General features: G+C 32.6%; 23 protein-coding genes and 1 tRNA gene. 12 read left to right on the top strand and 12 right to left on the bottom strand.

Features of this window, described 5'->3' with window-relative positions; translation table 11 throughout:
- Position 1: 1 nt before the first annotated feature.
- From ftsZ to E5167_RS07470, 7 genes are all read left to right on the top strand, one after another.
- Positions 2-1921: a cell division protein FtsZ gene (gene ftsZ / locus E5167_RS07500; protein ID WP_136842676.1), complete on the top strand. Its 1920-nt coding sequence runs from the start codon at positions 2-4 to the stop codon at positions 1919-1921.
- A gap of 136 nt (positions 1922-2057) precedes the next feature.
- Positions 2058-2507 carry a GatB/YqeY domain-containing protein gene (locus E5167_RS07495; protein ID WP_136842675.1) on the top strand — a complete coding sequence of 150 codons (450 nt, stop codon included), beginning with the start codon at positions 2058-2060 and terminating at the stop codon, positions 2505-2507.
- 6 nt (positions 2508-2513) lie between these two features.
- Positions 2514-2587 (top strand) — tRNA-Arg (locus E5167_RS07490).
- Positions 2588-2770: 183 nt separating this feature from the next.
- Positions 2771-3226, top strand: coding sequence for a RidA family protein (locus E5167_RS07485; RefSeq protein ID WP_136842673.1), 456 nt, complete (start codon positions 2771-2773; stop codon positions 3224-3226).
- A gap of 35 nt (positions 3227-3261) precedes the next feature.
- Positions 3262-4791 carry a sodium/proline symporter gene (locus E5167_RS07480; RefSeq protein WP_136842671.1) on the top strand — a complete coding sequence of 510 codons (1530 nt, stop codon included), beginning with the start codon at positions 3262-3264 and terminating at the stop codon, positions 4789-4791.
- A 144-nt stretch (positions 4792-4935) separates the two neighbouring features.
- Positions 4936-5706 (top strand): zinc-dependent peptidase, encoded by a 771-nt coding sequence (locus E5167_RS07475; protein WP_239021961.1) that lies wholly within the window; start codon positions 4936-4938, stop codon positions 5704-5706.
- Between the two features lie 89 nt (positions 5707-5795).
- The gene (locus E5167_RS07470) at positions 5796-6221 is read left to right on the top strand and encodes a CBS domain-containing protein (RefSeq protein WP_136842667.1); all 426 of its coding nucleotides are present in this window, start codon (positions 5796-5798) and stop codon (positions 6219-6221) included.
- Positions 6222-6245: 24 nt separating this feature from the next.
- Here E5167_RS07470 and rpe read toward each other — a convergent pair whose 3' ends face one another.
- From rpe to rpsO, 5 genes are all read right to left on the bottom strand, one after another.
- A complete protein-coding gene (rpe, locus tag E5167_RS07465; protein ID WP_136842665.1) occupies positions 6246-6905 on the bottom strand; it encodes a ribulose-phosphate 3-epimerase in 660 nt (219 codons plus the stop codon).
- Between the two features lie 131 nt (positions 6906-7036).
- Positions 7037-7900, bottom strand: coding sequence for a sigma-70 family RNA polymerase sigma factor (locus tag E5167_RS07460; RefSeq protein ID WP_136842664.1), 864 nt, complete (start codon positions 7898-7900; stop codon positions 7037-7039).
- An 81-nt stretch (positions 7901-7981) separates the two neighbouring features.
- Positions 7982-8356: a hypothetical protein gene (locus tag E5167_RS07455; RefSeq protein ID WP_136842662.1), complete on the bottom strand. Its 375-nt coding sequence runs from the start codon at positions 8354-8356 to the stop codon at positions 7982-7984.
- 148 nt (positions 8357-8504) lie between these two features.
- Positions 8505-10769 carry a polyribonucleotide nucleotidyltransferase gene (locus E5167_RS07450; RefSeq protein ID WP_136842660.1) on the bottom strand — a complete coding sequence of 755 codons (2265 nt, stop codon included), beginning with the start codon at positions 10767-10769 and terminating at the stop codon, positions 8505-8507.
- Positions 10770-10991: 222 nt separating this feature from the next.
- Positions 10992-11261, bottom strand: a complete 270-nt coding sequence (gene rpsO / locus E5167_RS07445; protein WP_136842658.1) for a 30S ribosomal protein S15 — start codon at positions 11259-11261, stop codon at positions 10992-10994.
- A gap of 204 nt (positions 11262-11465) precedes the next feature.
- Between rpsO and E5167_RS07440 the strand changes: the two genes are divergently transcribed.
- On the top strand, positions 11466-12323 hold the full coding sequence (locus tag E5167_RS07440) for a hypothetical protein (protein WP_136842656.1): 858 nt from the start codon (positions 11466-11468) through the stop codon (positions 12321-12323).
- A gap of 46 nt (positions 12324-12369) precedes the next feature.
- Here E5167_RS07440 and E5167_RS07435 read toward each other — a convergent pair whose 3' ends face one another.
- The 4 genes from E5167_RS07435 to tamL form a co-directional block, all read right to left on the bottom strand.
- Positions 12370-12846 (bottom strand): hypothetical protein, encoded by a 477-nt coding sequence (locus E5167_RS07435; RefSeq protein WP_136842655.1) that lies wholly within the window; start codon positions 12844-12846, stop codon positions 12370-12372.
- Positions 12847-12905: 59 nt separating this feature from the next.
- Complete coding sequence (gene accD / locus E5167_RS07430) at positions 12906-13763, bottom strand: acetyl-CoA carboxylase, carboxyltransferase subunit beta (protein ID WP_136842652.1); 858 nt, start codon at positions 13761-13763, stop codon at positions 12906-12908.
- A gap of 48 nt (positions 13764-13811) precedes the next feature.
- Positions 13812-14879 carry a class II fructose-bisphosphate aldolase gene (gene fbaA, locus E5167_RS07425; protein ID WP_136842650.1) on the bottom strand — a complete coding sequence of 356 codons (1068 nt, stop codon included), beginning with the start codon at positions 14877-14879 and terminating at the stop codon, positions 13812-13814.
- Positions 14880-15007: 128 nt separating this feature from the next.
- Entirely contained in the window at positions 15008-17554 is a 2547-nt protein-coding gene (tamL, locus tag E5167_RS07420; protein ID WP_136842649.1) for a translocation and assembly module lipoprotein TamL, read from the bottom strand.
- 163 nt (positions 17555-17717) lie between these two features.
- Here tamL and E5167_RS07415 point away from each other — a divergent pair, with 163 nt between their 5' ends.
- Positions 17718-18440 carry a TrmH family RNA methyltransferase gene (locus E5167_RS07415; protein WP_136842647.1) on the top strand — a complete coding sequence of 241 codons (723 nt, stop codon included), beginning with the start codon at positions 17718-17720 and terminating at the stop codon, positions 18438-18440.
- Positions 18441-18497: 57 nt separating this feature from the next.
- Here E5167_RS07415 and porT read toward each other — a convergent pair whose 3' ends face one another.
- The gene (porT, locus tag E5167_RS07410) at positions 18498-19211 is read right to left on the bottom strand and encodes a type IX secretion/gliding motility protein PorT/SprT (RefSeq protein ID WP_136842644.1); all 714 of its coding nucleotides are present in this window, start codon (positions 19209-19211) and stop codon (positions 18498-18500) included.
- A gap of 2 nt (positions 19212-19213) precedes the next feature.
- The gene (ubiE, locus tag E5167_RS07405) at positions 19214-19945 is read right to left on the bottom strand and encodes a bifunctional demethylmenaquinone methyltransferase/2-methoxy-6-polyprenyl-1,4-benzoquinol methylase UbiE (RefSeq protein WP_136842642.1); all 732 of its coding nucleotides are present in this window, start codon (positions 19943-19945) and stop codon (positions 19214-19216) included.
- Positions 19946-20056: 111 nt separating this feature from the next.
- Here ubiE and trkA point away from each other — a divergent pair, with 111 nt between their 5' ends.
- From trkA to E5167_RS07390, 3 genes are all read left to right on the top strand, one after another.
- Positions 20057-21406 (top strand): Trk system potassium transporter TrkA, encoded by a 1350-nt coding sequence (gene trkA / locus E5167_RS07400; RefSeq protein WP_136842640.1) that lies wholly within the window; start codon positions 20057-20059, stop codon positions 21404-21406.
- A 3-nt stretch (positions 21407-21409) separates the two neighbouring features.
- Complete coding sequence (locus E5167_RS07395) at positions 21410-22903, top strand: TrkH family potassium uptake protein (protein WP_136842638.1); 1494 nt, start codon at positions 21410-21412, stop codon at positions 22901-22903.
- 164 nt (positions 22904-23067) lie between these two features.
- Entirely contained in the window at positions 23068-23325 is a 258-nt protein-coding gene (locus tag E5167_RS07390) for a hypothetical protein (RefSeq protein WP_136842636.1), read from the top strand.
- Between the two features lie 119 nt (positions 23326-23444).
- Here the strand turns inward: E5167_RS07390 and E5167_RS07385 are convergent, their stop codons facing one another.
- Complete coding sequence (locus E5167_RS07385; RefSeq protein ID WP_136842634.1) at positions 23445-24629, bottom strand: pyridoxal phosphate-dependent aminotransferase; 1185 nt, start codon at positions 24627-24629, stop codon at positions 23445-23447.
- Positions 24630-24632 lie beyond the last annotated feature (3 nt).

Here is a 24632-nt window from a genome sequence, read left to right as displayed (position 1 = left end):
TATGAGTAGCAACAAAGACATTGGGGACATTACATTCGACTTACCAAAAAATCAATCCAACGTCATTAAAGTAATTGGTGTTGGAGGTGGAGGTAGCAATGCTATCAACCACATGTTCCAACAAGGAATTAAAGGTGTGGATTTTGTAATTTGTAATACAGATGCGCAAGCCCTAAACAACAGCGGAGTCCCAAATAAAATTCAATTAGGCGTGAGTCTAACCGAAGGATTAGGGGCAGGAGCAAATCCTGAAATTGGAGAGCAAGCAGCTGTTGAAAGCTTAGAAGATATTAAGTGTATGTTAGATACCAATACAAAAATGGTATTTATAACTGCTGGAATGGGAGGTGGAACAGGAACAGGAGCTGCGCCTATAATTGCAAAAATGGCCAAAGAGCTAGGTATTTTAACCGTAGGTATTGTAACTATGCCTTTTCAGTTCGAAGGTAAAATTCGTAATGCTCAAGCGCAAAAAGGGGTTGAAACCCTTAGAGCTCATGTAGATTCGCTTGTGGTTATTAATAACAATAAATTAAGAGAGGTTTATGGTAATTTAGGTTTCAAAGCAGGTTTCTCAAAGGCAGATGAAGTATTGTCAACGGCATCTAGAGGTATTGCCGAAGTAATTACACACCATTACACACAAAATATCGATTTACGTGATGCCAAAACAGTGTTAAGTAATAGTGGTACTGCAATTATGGGATCTTCAAATGCTTCAGGTTCTAATCGTGCACAAGAAGCAATAATGAAAGCTCTAGATTCCCCATTGTTAAATGATAATAAAATTACAGGAGCTAAAAACGTATTGTTGCTTATCGTTTCTGGTTCACAGGAAATCACTATTGACGAGATTGGAGAAATAAATGATCATATTCAAGCCGAAGCTGGTTATGGCGCGAATATTATTATGGGAGTTGGTGAAGACGACGATTTAGGCGAAGCCATTTCGGTAACAATCATTGCAACTGGCTTTAATGTAGAACAACAAAATGAAATTTCTAATACTGAAGCGAAAAAGGTCATACATTCTTTAGAAGAAGATAAGTCTATGGAGCAGGATTTGTCTAAAGAAAAAGACCCTGCTATTATTACTCCTGATATCATTTTGGAAAAAGAAGTTAAGGAAGGAAAAGTGGTTCATACTTTGATGGAAGAAGAAGATGAAGTTGATACAAACATGACCTTAATTCCAACAACCGAAATTATTAAGAATATTGACGTAGTGTATGATGAGGTACTTGCTAATGTTAACGAAACAGAGTTTATAATAAATGAAGTAAAAATAGAGGAAACTATTGAAGAAGAATCTGTGCAAGAAGAGCAAATAATGCTCACCTTTGATCTTCCATTATCTTCAAAAGAAGAGAAAGAAATAGAAGAAACTCCTAAAGCAAACGAGAAAATTACTTTTGAGCTAGACGAGGAAGTTAAAGACATATCAGTTAACGATTATGTAGAGTTAATTCCAGTAACTGAGGCAAATGAAGAAGGAGAAAAGCGTTATGCTTTAGATGATTATATTGTTGTAGAATCTGCTTTAAACGAAAAAGAGCAACAACAAGAAGTTGTCTTAGAAATAGAAGAAGACATCGTATTCGAAAAGAAAGTAATTCAAGAAGAGACTCAAGAAGAAGATTTAGGGGATGAATTAGATCCTCTTAACAGTCCAATTTCACAACTTTTAAAAGAACGAGCTAGCGAACGTCGAAAAAAAATGAAAGAGTTTAATTATAAGTTTAAAAACTCAAAAATTGACGATATCGAAAAAGAACCAGCTTATAAAAGGCAAGGAGTTGATTTAAATGAAGTACAACATTCATCTGAGAGTAACGCTTCAAGAATGTCTGTTGGTTTAGATGATAATGATGATATTCAATTAAGAAGTAACAATTCTTTTTTACATGACAATGTCGATTAATTAATAGCACTTATTTTAGTATTTACTTCAAAAACCCTAAAAATTTCCCTCAAGTTTTTAGGGTTTTTCATTTGCTTTATATTAAGTACTTGCTGCTTACTTTTTAGTATCTTCGCAACATCAAAATTATTATTTTATGAGTTTACAAGACCAAATTATGGTTTCTATGAAAGAGGCTATGAAAGCAAAAAATCAAACAGCATTAACAGCTTTAAGAGCAGTAAAATCAGCTATTTTATTAGCAAAAACAGAAAGTGGAGCTGCTAGTGAACTTACAGAAGAGCAAGAGCTAAAATTACTTCAAAAGCAAGTAAAACAACGTAAGGATAGTGCAGCTATTTTCATTGAGCAAGGTCGTGAGGATTTAGCAGCTCCTGAGTTGGCTGAAGCAGAGGTAATTGCGCAATTTCTCCCTGAAGCTATGAGCGAAGAAGACATCGAAAAGATAGTGGTTCAAGTTATAAAAAATGTTGGAGCAAGTGGAATGAAAGACATGGGTAAAGTCATGGGAATGGTAAGTAAACAACTTGCAGGACAAGCTGATGGTAAAACAATATCTACTATTGTTAAGTCAAAATTAATGTAAAATTATGGCTGCGTAGCTCAATTGGATAGAGCACTGGATTTCGGCTCCAGCGGTTGTAGGTTCGACTCCTATCGCAGTCACTAATGCAATTTTATTTCAATCTATTAATTCGTAGTTTAATAATTTCTTTAAAGTTTTGTTTGTGGGTCAATTAAAATAAACTTAAACATTTAATAAATGATTAATTATTGCTTAAACAACTATTATTTTTATTGTAAAATAACTTTCATGCATTGTAGCATATAACATAAAATAGAACAAAAATGATTATTAAAAAATTAAAAGAGCTTGGATATGCTTACTCTCCAGCACCATTAAAGCCAGAAGGTTTTCCTTTTAATTCTGCTGTTAGAGTTGGAAATTTAGTGTTTACATCTGGTCAAGTACCTTTTTGGGAAGACTACAAAATACAAGGTAAAGTAGGTTCAGAAATTAATATGGAGGAGGCCAAAAAAGCAGCTGAAATATGTGCATTTAACTGTATAAGAGCTGCAGGATCTGTTTGTGATATAGAATCAATTTCAAAAGTTGTAAAAGTATTTGGTATGGTAAACTGTGGCGAAAAATTCAATAATACATCTTCAGTTATTAATGGAGCAAGCGAATTCTTTATAAATGTATTTGAAGAAAAAGGAATGCATGCTAGGTCAGCTGTTGGAATGCAATTACCATCTGATTGGGCGGTTGAGGTAGAAGCTATTTTTGAAGTGAGTGATTAATTATTAGGTATAGTAGTCTCTTGAAATAAGACAATATGGAAAATCAAACTATTATTTTAATTGTTATGTCTGTTTATATGATATTGCTCATTACTTGGGGTATTTATCAAGGCAAAAAAGTTAAAACGGGTTCAGATTTTGCTATTGCTGGACGCAAGTTACCTGGTTGGGTAGCTGCCTTATCTGAAAGAGCCACTGGTGAATCGTCTTGGGCACTATTAGGACTCCCTGGAGCAGCTTATGCCACAGGTTTAATGGAAATTTGGACAGCAGTAGGTTGTGTGTCTGGAATTATTGTAGCTTGGGTATTATTAGCATCTAGATTGCGCAACGAAGCTGAAAAATATGAAGTCGATACGTTTACCGATTATATAGCGAAAAGACATGGCGAAGTAGGAAAATTGATTAGAATTGTTGGTAGTTTAACTATTGTTTTTTTCTTTTTCTTTTATGTAGGAGCTCAATTTATTGGAGGAGGAAAAACTTTAAACAGCTTGTTTGGAGTCAATCAAGACCTTGCAATGATTATTATTGTAATACTTGTTATACCCTATACAATTTATGGTGGTTTTAGGTCGGTGACTTATACTGATGTAATTCAAGCTATAATAATGATTATTACGCTTATTATAACTCCAATAGCTGGGCTTATATATTTATCAAATCTTCCTGAAGGGACTGTCTTCGCTCACACTATTTCTGATGCATTAATAAAATCAGGCGAATCATATTCGACCATGACAGGAGGTGCTGTTGTTAAAAATGATTCTGCTTTGTTCGGATTTTTATCCAATATATTTCCTAATTCATTGAGCATTGTAAAAGGGTTAGGAACTGGTATTATAATTGCTGGAGCATTTTCATGGTTTTTTGGGTATTTGGGTGGTCAGCCTCAATTAACCATGCGTTTTATGGCTATTAAAGATGAAAAAAATGCTAAAATAGCTAGAAATATTGGTGTCATTTGGACCATTATAGCTTATACAGGAGCACTACTGGTTGGATGGATTGGTATAGCATTGTTTGGACCAGAAGGATTACAAGATCAAGAAACGGTAATGCCAGAAGTTTTAACAACAGTTTTTAATCCAGTGGTTTCAGGTATTTTAATTACTGGAGTATTAGCAGCCATTATTTCTACTGCCAATTCCTTACTAATTCTATCGGCTACAGAGTTGTCAGAGAACATTATTAAATCTGGTGATACATCATCTTTAATAGATTCTAAAAAATCTTTATTTCAATCCAGATTAGTAACGGCTATATTATCTTTGGTAGCGTTATTATTAGCATATTTATCACCTAGTGATCTGGTCTATGCTATTGTGGGTTATGTTTGGGCAGGAATTGGGTCAACGTTTTCAGTTGTAATATTACTAACCTTATTTTGGAAACGATTTCACGGAATTCCAGCGTTGTTAACTATAATTGTAGGATTAATATTTACAATTTTTTGGATAGTTTCAGGAATGGATGCCATAGTGTCTTCTAGACTTTTAACATTTGTAGTGGCAGTATTAACAGCAGTAGTTTCAACATACCTAATTAAGAAAAAAGATAGTTAGACTACTATTCTACTTTAAACCAAATCTACTTAATAATTAAAATACATCTTTTACGTTCATTAACTAATGATTAATAGCTTTACTTTACAAGATTCTAGTTTAAATAATACCATTATTGCAATATTTTTAATTGCACTGTTAATCATGATTTTTTATTTCGGCTTTAAAATGGTCGAAATGGCTTATGTAATGAAGTATAAAAAACCTTTGTATAATCATTTTTATCTTAAATTAAAGAGGTTAAACCCAAATCAGAAATCTGTACTTAAAAATAATTTCTACTTTTTTAGTAAACTCAATCATAAACAAAAAAGATATTTTGAACATCGTGTTGCTGAGTTTATAAAAGATAAAACTTTTATTGGAAGAGATGGCTTATTGATGACTGACGAGGTTAAGGTATTAATTTCAGCCACAGCAGTGATGCTTACTTTTGGATTTAGAGATTTTTATATTGGATTGATTGATAAGGTTTTTGTTTATCCTAACCCGTTTTATTCCACCACTAATAAAAACCATCATAAGGGTGAATTTAATCCTAAATTGAAATCAATAGTTTTTTCTTGGGAAGATTTTAAACATGGCTATAATGTAGGTGATGATAATTTAAACCTTGGTATTCATGAGTTTGCACATGCTATTCATTTAAATAGCATAAAAGAGCGTGATGTAAGTTCAACGATTTTTAAAGATTCGTTTAATGAATTAACAACTCTGCTTTCTAATAATAAATCTTTAAGAGATAAACTTATTGCATCTAAATATTTTAGAGCGTATGCGTATGAAAATCAATTTGAGTTTCTGGCAGTTTTAGTAGAATATTTTTTTGAAACACCAAAGGAGTTTCAAAGCCAGTTTCCAAAAATCTATAGTAAGGTAAAGCAAATGCTTAATTTTAATTATGCATCGTATTAGCTATATAATGATTTCTACTGTATGACTTTTGTCATAATTTAAACAGGAGTTCTTAGTTAACTTTAAGGAGCAATTTAAAACCTAGAGTGATGAAAAGAGGAACACCAATTTCGGAAATAATGACCAAAAATGTCATTACATTAAATACTACAGATAGCTTAGAAATAGCAGAACGTTTATTTAAACAAAACCATATTAGGCATATTCCTGTGGTTAGCGGAAAGTTTATAAAAGGAATGTTAAGTCTTACCGATTTATTACGTATTAGTTTTGCTGATGCAGTTGATGAAAATGAAGATTATGTAGATACGATTGTCTATAATATGTTTACTATTGAGCAAGTAATGGCTAAAAATTTAGTAAGTGTTAATTCAAAAGCAACTGTAAAAGAGGTGGCTGAAATTTTAGCAAAAAAAGAGTTTCACGCTATTCCAGTTGTAGATGACAATAAACTAGTAGGAATTGTTACTACTACCGATTTAATAAATTATTTATTAGAACAGTTTGAAAACTGATGTCTTTTTATTGTTTTTTTACTTTTAAGAATTAGCTAAAGCTTTAAGGTTTTTAATTGTATCCATCTGGTTAGTGCTTTTAAAAACATAACTTCCAGCAACTAAAACATCTGCTCCAGCATCAACTAATTGCTTAGCATTTTTATTAGTAACACCTCCATCAATTTCAATTAAAGTTGAAGCGCTTTTACGTGTAATTAACTCTTTTAATTGTTCAACTTTACTATAGGTGTTTTCAATAAAGCTTTGACCTCCAAACCCAGGGTTAACACTCATTAGGCAAACAAGGTCTATATCGGTAATAGTGTCTTCTAATAAATTTATGTTTGTATGCGGATTTAATGCAACACCAGCTTTCATGCCTTCAGCTTTTATAGCTTGTAGTGTTCGGTGTAAATGTGTGCAGGCTTCATAATGAACAGTTAATACATTGCTGCCTAATGCCGCAAAAGTTTTAATATACCTATCAGGGTCAACAATCATTAAATGTACATCTATAGTTTTATTTGCATGTTTAGAAATAGCATCTAAAACTGGCATTCCAAAAGAGATGTTAGGAACAAACACACCATCCATAATATCAATATGAAACCAGTCGGCATCACTTTTATTTACCATTTCTATGTCTCGTTGAAGGTTAGCAAAATCGGCTGCTAAAATTGAAGGTGCAATTAGTTTACTCATGTTGTGTTTAAATCTTTTGGCAAAAATAGTGTAAAAAAATGAACCCAGAGTAATCAGCTCTGGGTTCTTCATCAATCAAAAAACGAACAGTTATGTAACTGTTTGTTGCGTTTATTAGGATATAAATATAACTATCCTAAGTAAGTTTTTAAAATTTTACTGCGAGAAGTATGTTTTAATCTACGTATTGCCTTTTCTTTAATTTGGCGAACACGCTCTCTAGTAAGATCAAAAGTTTCACCAATTTCTTCTAAAGTCATTGGATGTTGGTTGCCCAAGCCAAAGTATAAACGAATTACATCTGCTTCACGAGGTGTTAGCGTCTCAAGAGCTCTTTCAATCTCTGTGCGTAACGACTCGTGTAATAAATCTTTATCTGGATTTGGAGATTCGCCACTACGCAATACATCGTATAGGTTAGAATCTTCACCTTCAACTAAAGGTGCATCCATGGATACATGACGTCCAGAATTCTTCATAGATTCTTTAACGTCGTTAATTGTCATATCTAACTCTTTAGCAATTTCCTCTGCACTTGGTGGGCGCTCGTGAGATTGCTCTAAGAATGCGTAGGTTTTATTAATCTTGTTAATAGAACCAATTTTGTTGAGTGGTAAGCGTACAATACGTGATTGTTCAGCTAAAGCTTGAAGAATCGATTGGCGAATCCACCATACGGCATACGAAATGAATTTAAAACCTCTGGTTTCATCAAAACGCTGCGCAGCTTTTATAAGCCCTAAATTACCTTCATTAATTAAATCAGGAAGTGTTAATCCTTGATTTTGGTATTGCTTAGCTACAGATACTACGAAACGTAAGTTAGCTTTTGTTAACTTTTCTAAAGCAATTTGATCGCCTGCTTTAATACGTTGTGCTAATTCTACTTCTTCGTCTGCTGTAATTAAGTCAACTTTACCAATTTCTTGAAGATATTTATCTAAGGAAGCAGTTTCTCTATTAGTAACCTGCTTGGTGATTTTAAGTTGTCTCATTTAAAGGTCTCCTATTTTTAATGGGATTATTACTATCGTCATATAGTTATACGTACACTTTTACTAAAATGTTACAAAAAATTAAATTTTAATTAATTTTTTGTCAGTTAAATTAATATCACTTAACATTTCATCAGTGAATTTGTAATGACCTCGCGTAGTAATTAGCCTAAAGCGATGAGATTTTAAAACACTTAAAGTATTTAAAAAAAGCCACTTTGATTTTAGTAAATTAGTTTTTGAGGTTTTTAAGCTAATATCAAAAATATGCTTTCTACCTTCTTTTTCGGCTACAATATCTGGTGTTATTGTAATATCACTTCCTTTTTTGTGATACGATTTTGGTGTTTCATAACCTTCCATATCTGCCTTGATATTTTGGTAGCCCAAATTCTGTAAGTAATTTACTGAAGTCTCTAAAAAATCCGAATACTCTTCTTTATCGTTAAAAGTCATAGCCTACAATATAAGGAAAATAAGCAGAATTCAAAATTTTTAAGAAGCTTTAACGTTTTGTTATTACTTAAATTCACTCATTATTATACAAAAAAAACCTCTCAAAATTAATCGAGAGGTTTTATAGTTATAGTAGATAGAAGGGTTTTTATTCTTCTTTCTTATCGTCGTCTCTAGATCGTCTATCGTCACGACGGTTATCACGCCCACGACTATCTCTACCTCTGTTGTCACGTCCACGATTATCACGCCCACGGTTATTATCTCTTGGAGGTCTTTCTACATAACCTTCAGGTTTAGGTAAAATCGCCTTGCGAGATACTTTTTCTTTTCTTGTACGTTTATCAATACCAAAGTATTTTACATCAAAAACATCTCCCATGTTAACAACATCACTCACGTTTTCAGTGCGTTCCCATGCTAATTCACTTACGTGTAATAGTACTTCGTTTCCTGGAGCTTCAGTATATTCAACCACTGCCCCAAAGTCGAGCATTTTAACGACCTTTACTTCATAAATACTACCAACTTCTGGCTTAAATAATAAAGAATCTATTTTAGCCATGACAGCATCAATACCTTTACTACCTACACCTAGAACTTCTACAATACCTTCTTCTGTTACAGGATCTTCGTTAATAACAATCGTAGTATCTGTTTCCTTCTGTAATTCCTGAATTACTTTTCCACCAGGACCAATTAATGCTCCAATAAATTCGTTAGGAATACGTCTTGTAACCATTGTAGGTGCATGCTCCTTAACCTCTGCATTTGGTTCAGCAATTGTGTCAGTCAATTTCTCTAATATATGTAAACGACCATCGCGAGCTTGTTTTAAAGCATTAACAAGAATCTCATAAGATAATCCTTTTACTTTAATATCCATTTGGCAAGCTGTAATACCATCGGCTGTACCTGTCACTTTAAAGTCCATATCACCTAAGTGATCTTCATCACCTAAAATATCAGATAATACAGCGTATTTTCCAGAATCTGCATCAGAAATTAATCCCATTGCGATACCTGAAACAGGTTTCTTTAATTGAACACCAGCATCCATTAATGCCATGGTACCAGAGCAAACCGTAGCCATAGATGACGAACCGTTAGATTCTAATACTTCTGAAACCACACGTACTGTATAAGGACAATCCTCAGGAACCATTCCTTTTAATGCACGTTGTGCTAAGTTACCATGTCCTACTTCACGACGTGAAGTACCACGTATTGGTCTTGCTTCTCCCGTTGAAAAAGGAGGGAAGTTATAGTGTAAATAGAAACGCTCTTCGCCTTCAAAAGATGGCATATCTATTTGGTTGGCTTCTCTAGAAGTTCCTAAAGTTACGGTAGCTAATGCTTGAGTTTCTCCACGTGTAAAGATCGAAGATCCATGTGTAGATGGTAAATAATCTACCTCGCACCAGATTGGTCTGATTTCATCAGTTTTACGACCGTCTAAACGTAATCCTTCATTTAAGGTTAAATCACGAACAGCAGCTTTTTCAGCTTTGCTGTAGTATTTAGATACTAAGCCTCCAATATCTTCTAATTCTTCTTCAGTGAATGTTGCTTTAATTTCTTCTTTAATTTCTGCAAAAGCAGCACTACGTTCATGTTTTGCTGATCCAGCTTTTGCTATGGCATACACTTTGTCGTATGCCATATCGTGAATCTTTTTTGCTAACTCTTCATCTTCTCTTTCTGGTTCGTATTCACGAACTTCTTTTTTACCAAAAGCTTCAGCTAATTTTACTTGTGCTTCACACTGCACTTTAATGGCTTCATGAGCAAACTTAATTGCTTCTGTCATTTCTTCTTCAGAAATCTCATCCATTTCACCTTCAACCATCATTACGGAATCAGCAGAAGCTCCAATCATCATATCGATGTCAGACTCTTCTAATTGAGCACGTGTTGGGTTTACAATAAATTCACCATTTACACGACCAACTCTTACTTCAGAAATTGGACATTCAAATGGAAAATCTGATAATTGAATAGCTGCCGAAGCTGCTAAACCTGCCATAGCATCTGGCATTACGTTATCATCATGAGACATTAACTGAATCATGACTTGTGTTTCACTGTGGTAATCTTTTGGAAATAATGGACGTAATACACGATCTACTAAACGCATCGTTAATACTTCGCCATCACTCGGTCTCGCTTCTCTTTTAAAGAAGCCTCCAGGATAACGTCCCGCGGCTGCAAATTTTTCACGATAATCTACTGTTAAGGGTAAAAAATCGACATCTGCCTGTTTGTAATTGGAAACGACTGTACATAATAACATACAGTTTCCAGATTGTACAACAACCGAACCATGAGCTTGTTTTGCTAATTTTCCGGTTTCGATGGAAATTTCTCTTCCATCACCAAGGTCTATAACCTCTCTAAAAACTTTTGGAATCATAAATATTTTTAATTCTAATTTCCAACACCTAATATGCTGGAATATGTTAAACAATGGTCGTTGTGTTGTTGTAGTTGTTGTGCGACATGTAATGTCTTGACCAATGAAAAACTATAATTAGCTTCTTCTATTTGTTTCAAAACTGTTTTGAAACGTATTGTAATTTTAACTCTTTTTTGAGTAATATAAATAAAAAAGAGGCGCGAAGCCTCTTTAATATGATTATTTTCTTAATCCTAATTCTTTAACAATAGCACGATATCTTAAAATATCTTTCTTAGTTAAATAATCTAGTAGTGCACGACGCTTACCTACTAGTTTCACTAGAGAACGCTCAGTGTTAAAATCTTTACGATTGTTTTTTAAGTGTTCTGTTAAGTGATTAATTCGGTGAGTGAACAATGCAATTTGTCCTTCGGCCGAACCTGTGTTTTTTGCATCTTTAGCATATTTTTTAAAGATGTCTTCTTTTACTTCTTTTGTTAAATACATTCCAATATTATTTAAATGATTTTTATGTACTTGATTACGGTTTTCGTATTCAAGCCGCAAAGATAGTAAAAATTAACTATTTACAACTTTTTTAGAGGGTTTTTATAATAATAAAATGTAGAATATGCTGTTTATATAATTAGCCAAATTAAACCTTTTTATTTTAAGAAAGTCTTAACATATATAAACTTAAAACTTGCAATGATGAAAAAATTAAATGTAACTAAACAAATGTTAATGGTATTATTAGGTTTAACACTAGTTGTTTTTAGTTGTAGTGACAATGAACCTATTGAAAACTTAGAACAAGACCCAAGTTCTACTGAAGTAGCATTATCAGCTGAAATGGATGTAGCACTAGAAACTATGGACGACATAGCTATTGATGCTTATGAAGCTCAAGAAGCTAACGAAAACTCAACGAGTAGAACGACTAATGAAAACGGATTTTTTACACTTCCAGATTGTGTGACGATTACTGTTGTTGCAGAACAAAACTTTAGAGAATTAACTATTGATTTTGGAACCGAGGGTTGTGAAGTGAGAAATAATATTTTAAAGGGTAAAATTATTTTGTCTTACACTCGTAATCCTGAAGCTAGAGAGGTTTTAATTTCTAAAACACTTGAAGACTTCTATTTTAACGATAAAAGTATTATTGGATCTAAAACCATTTTGCGTGAACGTTCCAATGAAAATGAAAATCCACAATACACTAAAACACTAGATTTAACAGTAGTTTGGCCTGATGGAACTGAAGCTTCTAGAACAGGGACTAAAATTAGAGAATGGGTTGAAGGTCATGGTAGTGGTGTGTGGAGTGATAATGTGTTTGAAGTTACTGGTAATTGGACTTCTGTTTTTAGAAATGGTAATACGCATGCGTATGAAGTTACTAATCCTTTGCGAAGAGAAATGATATGTAGATTTTTTGTTAGTGGATCGGTAGATGTTCAGCGCACTCATTTTTCAGGTGTGTTTGATTATGGAGATGGCGAGTGTGATAACCAGGCAACCTTTACTTTTGAAGATGGAACGGTACGCGATATTACACTTAGATAAAGTATACTGTACTATAATAAAAAAGCGAACCAAATGGTTCGCTTTTTTATATTACTTCACCTTCAAAACAAAAATCGATTACTTTATGATTTTTTAAGCGAATTAAATAATGATTTACAAAATGTGATTGCTTATAAACATTAATGTAAACCAAATAATAGTCATCATATTTTACTGATGTGTAAACCTCAATTTCAAGCTTTCTTTTTTTAAATTTTTTTAAAAATTTAGTTTTTGGATGATTTTCCCTTATTATGATTTTGGGTTGAGTCTTTTTTGGTTTAAAATTATAAATAAAATCAACAAAAGGTTTTTCTGATTCAAAGCAATAGGCAAATAACCCTCCAATACCTAACTTATTCTCATTTTGAGTATAACCAGAAAAATAAACAGATTTTTCATTAACATAATCTTTAGCTAAGATTTCTTCAATAAAATAATCGAAAGCTAATTGTTCAATATTTTTAGATTGAGATACTACTATTGATGAAATTAGAGAGAATATTATTACTATATATTTCATTGTTTAAAAATAAGTCATTATATAATTAAAAAAAAAGCGAACCATTTGGTTCGCTTTTTTTATGCTCTTAAAGGTTGATTGGTTATTAAATCTATATACAGATTTATTTTGTCTTTAAGGTGTTTTCTGTGTGATATAAAATCTAAAAAGCCATGTTCTTGTAAAAACTCAGCAGTTTGGAAACCTTCTGGTAATTCTTTTCCAGTGGTGTCTCTAACAACGCGAGGGCCTGCAAATCCAATTAAAGCTCCAGGTTCACTAATATTTATATCTCCTAACATAGCGAATGATGCTGTCGTTCCTCCAGTAGTTGGGTCTGTACATAAAGAGATATAAGGTATTTTAGCATCAGCTAATTGTGCTAATTTTGCTGAGGTTTTTGCTAATTGCATTAAAGATAATGCTGCTTCCATCATTCTTGCTCCTCCAGATTTAGAAATAATCATGAAGGGTATTTTCTTTTTTAAAGCATAGTCGGCAGCACGAGCAATTTTTTCTCCTACAACACTTCCCATAGAACCTCCAATAAAGCTAAAATCCATGCATGCTACAACTAAATCTTTTCCTTTAGACTTACCAACAGCAGTACGGACTGCATCTTTAAGTTTGGTTTTTTCTTTAGCTGCTTTTAAGCGATCTGTGTATTTTTTATTGTCTGTAAACTTTAAAGGATCTTTAGATTCTAATTTAGCGTCTAATTCCTTGAATTTATTATCATCAAATAAGATTTCAAAATATTCTTTACTACCAATTCTAACATGATAGCCATCTTCAGGACTTACATAAAAGTTTTTCTCTAATTCTTCGGTGTCAACTACTTTTCCAGTAGGAGATTTGTACCATAAGCCTTTAGGTGTGTCTTTTTTTGCTTCTGTAGGTGTTTGAATACCTTTATCTTTACGTTTAAACCAAGCCATATTGCTCATTTAAGATATTGTTAGTTAAAATGCGAAATTACATAATTTTTATAATGTATTCACATTATTTAAATCTTCAAAAGCTTTCTTTAGTCTAGTAACAAAAGAATTTTCTGCTTCTCGTAACCATTTTCTTGGGTCATAATATTTTTTATTTGGAACGTCATCACCATCTGGATTTCCAATTTGCGACTGCAAATATCCTTCGTTTTTTTTAAAATAATCACGTACACCACTCATAAATGCATATTGCATATCTGTGTCGATATTCATTTTAATTACACCATAACCTATAGCTTCTCTAATTTCTTCTACTGTAGAACCTGAGCCTCCATGGAATACAAAATCGATATAATTATGACCAAGATTGAATTTTTTTGACACATACTCTTGCGAGTTCTTTAAAATTTTAGGTGTAAGCTTAACATTTCCTGGCTTATATACACCATGCACATTTCCAAAAGCTGCAGCAATAGTAAATTGATCGCTAATTTTGCTTAGTTCTTCAAAGGCATAGGCAACTTCCTCTGGTTGTGTGTATAGTTTTGAGTCATCAACATCGGTGTTATCTACACCATCTTCTTCACCACCTGTAATACCTAACTCTATTTCTAGAGTCATTCCCATTTTACTCATGCGTTTAAGGTACTGCTTACATATTTCAATGTTTTCTTCTATAGGTTCTTCACTCAGGTCAATCATATGCGAACTGTAAAGTGGTTTGCCAGTTTCGGCAAAATGTTGCTCACTTGCATCAAGAAGCCCATCAATCCATGGTAATAATTTTTTAGCGCAATGATCTGTATGTAAAATTACAGGGACACCATATTCTTTAGCTAATAAATGCACATGTTTTGCACCAGCTACAGAACCAACTATGGCAGCTTTTTGATTTTCGTTTGATAGACCTTTTCCAGCATTAAAATGTGCACCACCATTAGAAAATTGTATGATTACAGGTGCATTTAAATCTCTAGCAGTTTCTAAAACGCCATTAATACTATTTGAACCAACAACATTTACTGCAGGTAATGCAAATCCTTTTTCTTTAGCAAGCTTAAAAATCTCTTGAACCTCTTTGCCTGTAGCTACTCCAGCTTTTATATTATATGACATTTTTTATTTTTTTTACAGTGATTTAGAAAATTCAAAAGTACATAATTTTTAACCAAAATAGGGGTGTAAATTAATGGAAAAACAAAAAATTAAAGCGTAAACGTTATAGTGAATTACAGACTAAACAATTAAAAAGGATAGTTAATACCAATATTGTAAACGGCATTTCCAAAATTGTAGTCGTTAAGCCATCTGTTTGCTGTTTTGTATGAAGGGTCGTAGGTTTTAAAACCAATATCACCTCTTAGAACAAAGAATCCGAAATCATAGCGCAATCCAAATCCTGAACCAATAGCAATATCTTTTAAGGAGTTAAAACTGGTAAAGGTGGCATTTGGATCTTCTTCACTATCTAAAACATTCCAAATATTTCCTGCGTCAACAAATAGAGCTCCGTTAAGACTGCCAAATAAATTGAAACGATGTTCTAAACTCAAGGCAATTTTCATGTTAGCTTCATTAAACTCATTATTACTATCTGAGCTACCTGGGCCTAAATTATATGCTGTCCAGGCTCTATTGTCATTGGCGCCACCAGCAAAGAAACTTTTAGAAAAAGGAATGCTGTTAGAATTTCCATAAGGAATAGCAATTCCAAAAAACGTTCGTATAGCAATAACGTTATTTCGACCAATGTCCCAATGTTTTATATAGTCAAATTCGGTTTTTATATACTGTGAGTAAGGAACACCAAATATTTTATGTTTACCGTCATTGGTCTTTTTTAAACCTAATAGTTTTGAGGTGGTAGTAAGTAAATTTCCGGCTGATTCTAATTTAAAACGAAAAATAGAAAAGCTTTCGTCTATTAAGTTTTCACGTTTATCTTTTGTATAGCTAAAATTAGTAGCAAAAATAAGGTTGTCTTCAGTAAGTCTTTCTTTACGCTCTCTAATATTGTTTACTGTTTTATAATCGTTTGGATTTGTGGTTTGAAACCCTGAATCTTGTAACACTACATCAATAAAATTGTCTGCCTTGTTTTTATCCAATTCATCTGTTCCATTATTGTTTGTAATAAATTCAGGAGGTGTGTTGTAGGTATTTAAGGCTATATTTTCTAATCGATTAAATGAGTTTTGATAAACTCTAAAGTAGTTTCCAGGGTTTAGATTTCTAACATATTGAGCATTAAACAAATCTAGATTGTTTGTGACAGCCTTAGATGGGTTCCAGTTGTAATTTAAAATGCCATTAACTGTTTGCTTGTCTAGCCCAATGTTGGTTTGACTTGTAAAACCTAAGCTAAGTCTCGTGGTAGGTGACATGTATTTTGGAATGATATTTTCCATATTAAAAGGAAAAAATATTCTAGGTATGGTTAATCTTATGTCTGCACCAACTTCGTTAATATCGAAAAATTGGTCACTATTTGATCCATCTTTAGAAGCACCAATAGCTCCTAATGCAGAAATTTCCAGGGTCTCGGCACCTCTAAAAATATTTCTAATAAGTAATGAAGTATTGAATGATAGCCCAACCGATTGGATATTACTTTGTGATACATTTACATCGAACCCTAGACCATATTTTTTTCTAGGAGCTAATCTAATAACTGCTGTTAAAGATGAGTCTTCTTCATGTTCAATATAATTGATGTCAGGATATTTAAAAATACCAAACTTTGATAGATAGCGATAAGTTCGGGTTCTGTTTAATTCGCTAAATAATTCACCTCGATTAATAAAAATACCTTGTAAAAGTGCTTTTGGGTGATATCGTAATTTTTCATAACTATAAAATCTAGCATTGCCATACTTTGCACTATCTTGATAACTTCTACCATCATTTTCATAAGAATCATCAGTAATAATATCTACATTTCTAATTCTATAAGGTTTAAAAGGTACTACTGCTACCGAGTCTTCATTACGAATTATACGATTTTGTACGATAACATTTATATCGACCTTATGATTTTTATTAATAGTATCTGGCTCAAACCTAATGTAATCTTGTGAGAAATGATATAGGCCAGAATTTCTAAAAGATTCTGCAAGTCTATCTCTTTCTTCTGTTATATTAGCTGTTTTGTACTGATCATTTTTTTTTAAGAGACTGTTTGCTTTTACGCTTTCATATAAGGAGTCTAATAATTTTGATGGTGTAGTGCTGTAAATCGAGTCTAACAAATAGGGGTTGCCAGTTTTAACCTGATAATCTACTGTTGCTCGTTTGTTTTCTGTTTTATTAATAGTATAACTTACTTCTCTATCAAACCAACCATTTGCAAAGAAATATCTACTTAAATTGTTTTTAGAGCGTTCGGTTTTTAAACTGTCTAAAATCATTGGAGGTTCGCCAGTTTTTTTTAACCAATTATTTAATTTTTTTCTAGATTCTATATCTTTATCTAACTGCTTTTTTGATAGTCTTCTAATTTTTCTATTAAGTTTTTTTGGATTGTTGTAGATTTTCTCGTTTAAGATAGAATCAATATTAGGCCGCGCTAAATTGTAAATGTGTAATCGTAATGGAAAACCTAAGAGTTTATTATTAGGTCTTTGGTTGATAAGATTATTTATGTTTTCTGAGGATGTTTTTTTATCATTTACAATAACCGAAGTTTGCGTTAGTAAATGTTCACTCTCTCCAACTCTTTTTACAACATTACAAGATGTAATACTGCCTAAAATGATTACAAGAATTAATATTTTTGTAAAGGAGTGTTTCAATTAATTAAGAGGAAAAATTAGAGTTCATAAAAAGCAAAAACTATACCACTTCAAAAATACATTATTTCCGTCGAAAAAAAATATTTACTAACGAGGTTATTATTCTTTACAATTAATCTGTTTCTTTATATAAATTTAAACGATAAAATTCAATCTTTGTTGAATGCTTAGTAAAAATCAAATAAAACTTATAACAAGTTTAAAGCTAAAAAAATATCGTCAACAGCATAAGTTGTTTGTTGCTGAAGGTAAAAAGACCATTAACGAGTTATTACAATCAAATTTAGAGCTAGAACAGCTTTATACCACTTCGTTAGAGTTTGATGTTTTAAATAATTTAATTACCCAAATTTCAGATAGTGAACTAAAGAAAATAAGTTTCCTAAAAACACCAAATACGGCTTTAGCGGTTTTTAAAATACCTGAAGAGCAACCAATAGATTTTAAAAATTTAATTGTAGCTCTAGATAATGTGAGAGACCCAGGTAACCTAGGAACTATTATTAGGTTATGCGATTGGTTTGGAGTAAAGGACTTATTATGTAATCTTGAAACTGTAGATTGTTATAATCCAAAAGTAATTCAGGCAACCATGGGTTCAATAACTAGGGTTAATGTGAGTTATGTAGATTTAAAGGAGGTACTAAAAAATGCTAACACAGACATTTTTGGTGCCTTTATGGATGGAGAAAACGTGTATAATACCGAGTTGCCAAACTTAGGAATAGTAGTGTTAGGAAACGAAGCTAATGGAATTAGTAATTTGATTGAAAAATGTGTAACTAAACGTGTTTCAATTCCGCGTTTTGGTGAGCAACAAATGGCAGAAAGCTTAAATGTTGCCAATGCTACAGCTATTTTATTAAGTGAGTTTAAGAGAAGATAAACAGTATATTATTCAGTCTTGGTTATTGTAAAGTATGACTGCGCTGGAAACTTAAATTTATTGAAAGGTGAAATTTATAAATAACCCTCTGGTTTTCATGCTTGCAATATTACTCGTCCAAGGACTATCGGGATCTATATCTCTTACTAGTTCATCATTAATAGCAAAAATACCTCTAATGGAAGGCGTAAATTTAAACCAAGGTAGGTAAATATCAATTCCAGCACCTAGCTCATAAAACAACATGCCACTTTTGGTTCTAAACTGTCCGTTGCTATTATCATCAGGGTTACTCTCATTACTCGATAGGTTTACAGCTGTTGAAAACCCACCAACCACAAACGGTTTAATATTATTTACACGTTTTGTAGATAATTTTAAAAGTAACGGAATATGTATGTAAGTTGAATTTACTTCACGTAAAAGATCCGAGTCGTTATAAGATAAGCCATTAAAATAACTGGTATGGTAATGCAATTCTCTCTTGGTTATAAATAAACCAGGTTCTAAACGTACATCTATATAGTCATTAACTCGCATATTACCAATTAGGCCAACACTAAAACCTATTGACTTTAAAGTTTGAATATCTGGTAAGTCTTCGTGATAATCAAAATTAAAGTCGTAGCTATTAAACCCTAAAAAATAACCCCAAGACCATTTAGCCTTATCCATATTTTGGTTATTCTGAATTTTATTTTTGCTAAATAATTGTGCCGAGGCAGTATGCGTGCATATTAAAAGGGCTAAAACAAAAAATAGGTGCTTCATAGTTATTTCTTTGTTGCTTTATAAATGGTAGCTACTCCAAAAGTTTGAGGCAATGCTTCCGCATTAATAAACCCAATTTTCCGTAAAATATTGTTTAATGCTTCTCCATAAGGAAAAACAGAGGCAGATTCGCTTAAATAAGAATACGCAACTTTATCTCTAGAAAATAGTTTCCCAATAAGTGGCATAATTCCTTTTGTGTATATATTGTAGCCTTGTTTAAAAGGAAACTTTGTAGGAACTGAGGTTTCTAAAATAACAAACGTGCCATTAGGTTTTAATACTCTTAAAATTTCAGAAAGTCCTTTTTCTAAATTTTCAAAATTCCTTACACCAAAAGCTACGGTAATGGCGTCAAAAGTATTGTCGTTGAATGGTAAATTTTCTGAATCCCCTAAAACCATTTCAATGGTTTTATTAAGCTGTTTTTTGTTAATTTTTTGCCTTCCAACCTCTAACATACCATCACTAATATCTAAACCAATTATTTTAGAGGCATTGGTTTTTGTAAGGTTTATGGCTAAATCTCCTGTTCCAGTGGCGATGTCAAGTATGGTGTCTGGTTGTGTTTTTGCAACAATGGCAACTACTTTTTTTCGCCATTTAACATCAATACCAAAAGAGATAACACGATTTAAGCCATCGTATTCCTTAGAAATGGTATCAAACATTTTAGTAACCTGCTCTTTCTTACTTAAATCACTGTTTTTATATGGGTTTATTTTTTTAGACATAAATAATTACATGAGTTACTAAATCTATTATTTATTGCAAAGAAATACAATTCACATACAAATCCCTAAAAATAAATTATATTTGCTTCATCTTTACATTTAAGACATCAGATGAAGATTATTATTGCAGGAGCAGGCGAAGTTGGGTTTCATTTAGCGAAACTTTTATCTTACGAATCACAGGAGATTACATTAATAGACTCAAAAAAAGAAAGCCTTGTTTATGCAGACACGCATTTAGATATTAAGGTTGTTAAAGGCGATGCGACCTCTATTGCTATTTTAAGAGAGTGTAGAGTTGACAATGCCGATTTGTTTATTGCAGTAACTTCTTCTGAAACCACCAACATTACAGCTAGTGTTTTGGCTAAACAATTAGGCGCAAAAAAAACCATATCTCGAATTTCTAATACAGAGTTTATGGATTTTAAAGATGAGGTTGGTTTTACAAAGTTTGGTATTGATGAGTTAATTTCACCTGAGGCATTAGCCGCAGCCGAAATTGAATTATTACTAAACCAATATGCTTTTAATGATAGTTATGAGTTTGAAGGAGGTGCTTTAACAATGCTAAGTTTAAGACTGTCACGTACAGCAGCGTTTGTAGATAAAACTGTAAAAGAAGCAGCTGAGGCTTTGTCTGAATTACATTTTACACCAATAGCTATTCAGCGATATGGAACACAATTTACTATTATTCCAAGAGGAGATACATTATTTAAAGAAGGAGACAAAGTAGTATTTATTACGTGTAAAGAAGGAGATAAGGAATTATTTAAACTGTCAGGAAAGGTTAAAACCGATGTTAAAAACATCATGATTTTAGGAGGAAGTAAAATTGGGCTTAAAACAACCAAGGATTTGTGTGCTAAAAAAATTAATGTAAAGCTTATTGAAAACGATAAGAGAACAGCCTTCGATTTAGCCGATGAATTACCAAAAGCGTTAATTATTCATGGAGACGGAAGAAATACAGAACTTTTAGAGGAAGAAAACATCCAAGATATGGATGCCTTTATTTCGGTGACAGGAAATTCCGAAACTAATATTATGTCTTGTTTAGTGGCCAAATCTAGAGGTGTTAAAAAAACAATTGCTTTGGTTGAAAATATGGATTACTTTCAGTTGTCACAATCAATAGGTATAGACACGCTCATAAATAAAAAGCTTTTAGCAGCTAATAATATTTTCAGGTATATACGTAAAGGCGAAGTTGTAGCTATGACGAAGCTTAATAATATGGATGCCGAATTATTAGAGTTTATTGTAAAGCCTGAATCAAAAATTTGTAACAAACTTATAAGAGATATTAAATTTCCGCGTTCGGCAATAATAGCAGGTGTTATTAGAAATGGAGAAGGAAAGATTGTACTAGGAGGCTTTAAGGTAGAAGCAGGCGATAGAGTGGTGGTATGCTCTTTACTCCAATCAATTAAAAAAGTGGAAAGTTTTTTCTATTAATTAATGAAACTCAATTACAAAATAATTTTTCATTTTTTTGGATTGCTATTATTGTTTAATGGCGGTTTTATGCTATTGGCAGCTTTAATGAGTTATGCTTACAACGACAATGCTACTTTTAATATTACACTTTCAGGAATTTCAGTAATAGTCATTGGGCTTATTTTTATGATTATTACAAAGAATCATGAAAAAGAAATGAGCAAACGCGAAGGCTACATTGTTGTTACTTTTGGGTGGATTATTATGGCACTTTCAGGAACCTTACCATACGTGTTAACCGACTCTATTCCTAGTTTTACTAATGCTTTTTTCGAAACGATTTCTGGTTATACTACTACAGGTTCAACAATTTTAAATGATATAGAATCCTTGCCTGAGGGTATTTTGTTTTGGAGAAGCTTAACCCATTGGATTGGTGGTATGGGAATTATTGTTTTGGCTATTGCAATTCTCCCTTTATTAGGAATAGGAGGTATGCAGTTGTTTGCTGCTGAAGCTCCTGGGCCAAGTGCCGACAAATTGCATCCAAGAATAACAGATACCGCAAAACGTTTATGGCTTATTTATTTTGGTTATACAGCAGCCGAAACTATTTTGCTTCAGGTAGCCGGAATGACCTTTTTTGATGCTATTAATCATTCCATGTGTACATTATCAACAGGAGGTTTTTCTACAAAAAATGCAAGTTTAGCGTATTGGAATAATGAACCAGTAATACAATACATTGTCATTTTATTTATGTTTTTGGCTGGTACTAACTTTGTACTTAGTTACTTTGCGTTTAAAGGACGAGTTCAAAAAATTATACAAGACGAAGAGTTTAAATTGTACTTCCGGTTTATTTTCATTTTTACTGTTGTAGCTTCTTTAATTATTTATTTTAGAGCCGATTTAACATTATCTTCAATTACACATCCAATGGTTTGGGGAGAAGCAGAGAGTGCTTTAAGGCATGCATTATTCCAGGTGTTAGCAATAGTAACAACTACAGGTTTTGTTACTGCCGATTTTACACTTTGGACGCCATTTTTAACTGTTTTCTTTTTCGGACTGATGTTTTTAGGTGGTTCTGCTGGAAGTACATCAGGAGGTGTAAAAGTAGTACGCCATTTATTGATGATACGTAATGGATTTATAGAATTTAAACGTACGCTTCATCCTAATGCCATTCTTCCTGTGCGCTATAATAAGAAGTCAATTAATGAAAAAATTGTATTTAACATATTGGCTTTTTTTATACTGTATATGTTATCGTTTATAATAGGTGCATTAGTGTTTTCTATGTTAGGACTTGATTTTAAATCTGCCATAGGTGTAGCTGCATCAAGTTTAGGAAATGTAGGCCCAGCATTGGGCGATTTTGGACCAGTAAATAACTTTTACGATATGCCAGCTATTGGTAAATGGTGGGCGTCCTTTTTAATGCTTATTGGTCGTTTAGAATTATTTACGGTATTGATCCTGTTAACACCTTTTTTCTGGAGGAATAGATAGTTTTTAAATTTTTTATAAGGTTTGTTTTTCTCAATATTTACAATGTTTTTCAGAGTTTTTCAGAGTTTTTCATATTCGTTTTTAATAAAATTCAGAAAATAATTTGTAACAATATTATTTGATTATCGTCATATATATGTAAATCAATCAAAAAAAATCAAATCATGGAATTAGTATTATCACATCAAGAATTTGAACCATTACCCAGACAAAAAAGAGAACCTTTTGTATTTAATAACGAAGGTATTTTGAGTTCGGCTTATAAAGAAGAAATAAAGAATAATTTCTTTCAATCAAACCCAAAATCAGTATTTGGAGTAAAGCAACGCATTAAAAGTTTTCAATACCAATACACTTCTGGTGTTGATGCAATTTTAAAACTGTCGGTATTTGTAATTGCAATGGTTGTCGTTTTTAGTTAAGAATCACAACATCAACATAAATTTTAATTTAGTTAGTTTAGTAACCTTGGTTGGTTATGCTAAGAAGCCACATCTTTATAAGTATGTGGCTTTTTATTTTTGAAGAGTAAAATAAATATTTAACTTACAGCTTCCTTTATTCGCTTTATCGCTTCAATTAATTCTTCTTGTGAGGCCGCATAGGATATTCTAATAGTATTTGCGTTGCCAAAGGCTTCACCTGTAACAGTGGCAACAAGTGTTTCTTCTAATAAATATAAAGAGAAATCGGTAGCATTGTTAATGGTTTTACCGCGTAATGTTTTTCCAAAATAACTTGAAATATCTGGTAAAACGTAAAAAGCGCCTTCTGGTGTATTGGTTTTAAAGCCTTCAATGTCTTTTAGAAGATTAAGTACTAAATCGCGACGTACTTTAAACTCATCTACCATATATTTTATGGTACTTGGATCTGCTTCCATAGCTGTAATTACAGCACGTTGAGCAATACAATTAGCACCACTAGTAACTTGCCCTTGCATTTTATTGCAAGCTCTAGCAATTTCGGTAGGCGCGCCAATAAAGCCAATTCTCCAACCAGTCATAGCAAATGCTTTAGAAACACCATTTACAGTTATGGTTCTATTGTACATATCTTCAAACTGCGCCATACTTGCATGTCCTTCTCCAAAATTAATGTGTTCATAAATTTCATCTGAAACAACATAAATATTTGGATGCTTCTGTAGTACGTCTGCTAAATCTCTTAACTCTTGTTCGCTATATACAGAGCCACTAGGGTTGCATGGAGAACTGTACCAAAGCATTTTCGTTTTTGGTGTAATGGCTGCTTCAAGCTGGCTAGCAGTCATTTTAAAATCATTTTCAATAGTGGTTTTTACTTCTACAGGAACACCTTCATTCAGCTTTACAATATCGTTGTAACTTACCCAATAAGGACAAGGTAAAATTACTTCGTCACCAGGATTAATCATTGTTGCAGCTATGTTAGCTAAACATTGTTTAGCACCTGTAGAAACAACAATTTGAGGTAAGGTATAAGTAAGGTTATTATCGCGTTTAAACTTTGTAATGATGGCTTCTTTTAGTTCTACATACCCATCCACAGGAGTGTAGGAGTTGTAGTTGTCGTTAATAGCTTTTATAGCAGCATCCTTAATAAAGTCTGGTGTATTAAAATCTGGTTCACCTAAACTTAAGCTAATAATATCTTTTCCTTCAGCTTTTAATTCTCTTGCTTTAGCAGCCATGGCTAAAGTAGCAGAAGTGGACATTTTTAATACTCTCTCGGAAAGTAGGCTCATTAT

Source organism: Pontimicrobium aquaticum, from assembly GCF_005047595.1.
GTDB lineage: Bacteria > Bacteroidota > Bacteroidia > Flavobacteriales > Flavobacteriaceae > Pontimicrobium > Pontimicrobium aquaticum.
This window is presented reverse-complemented; position numbering and strand designations above follow the sequence as displayed.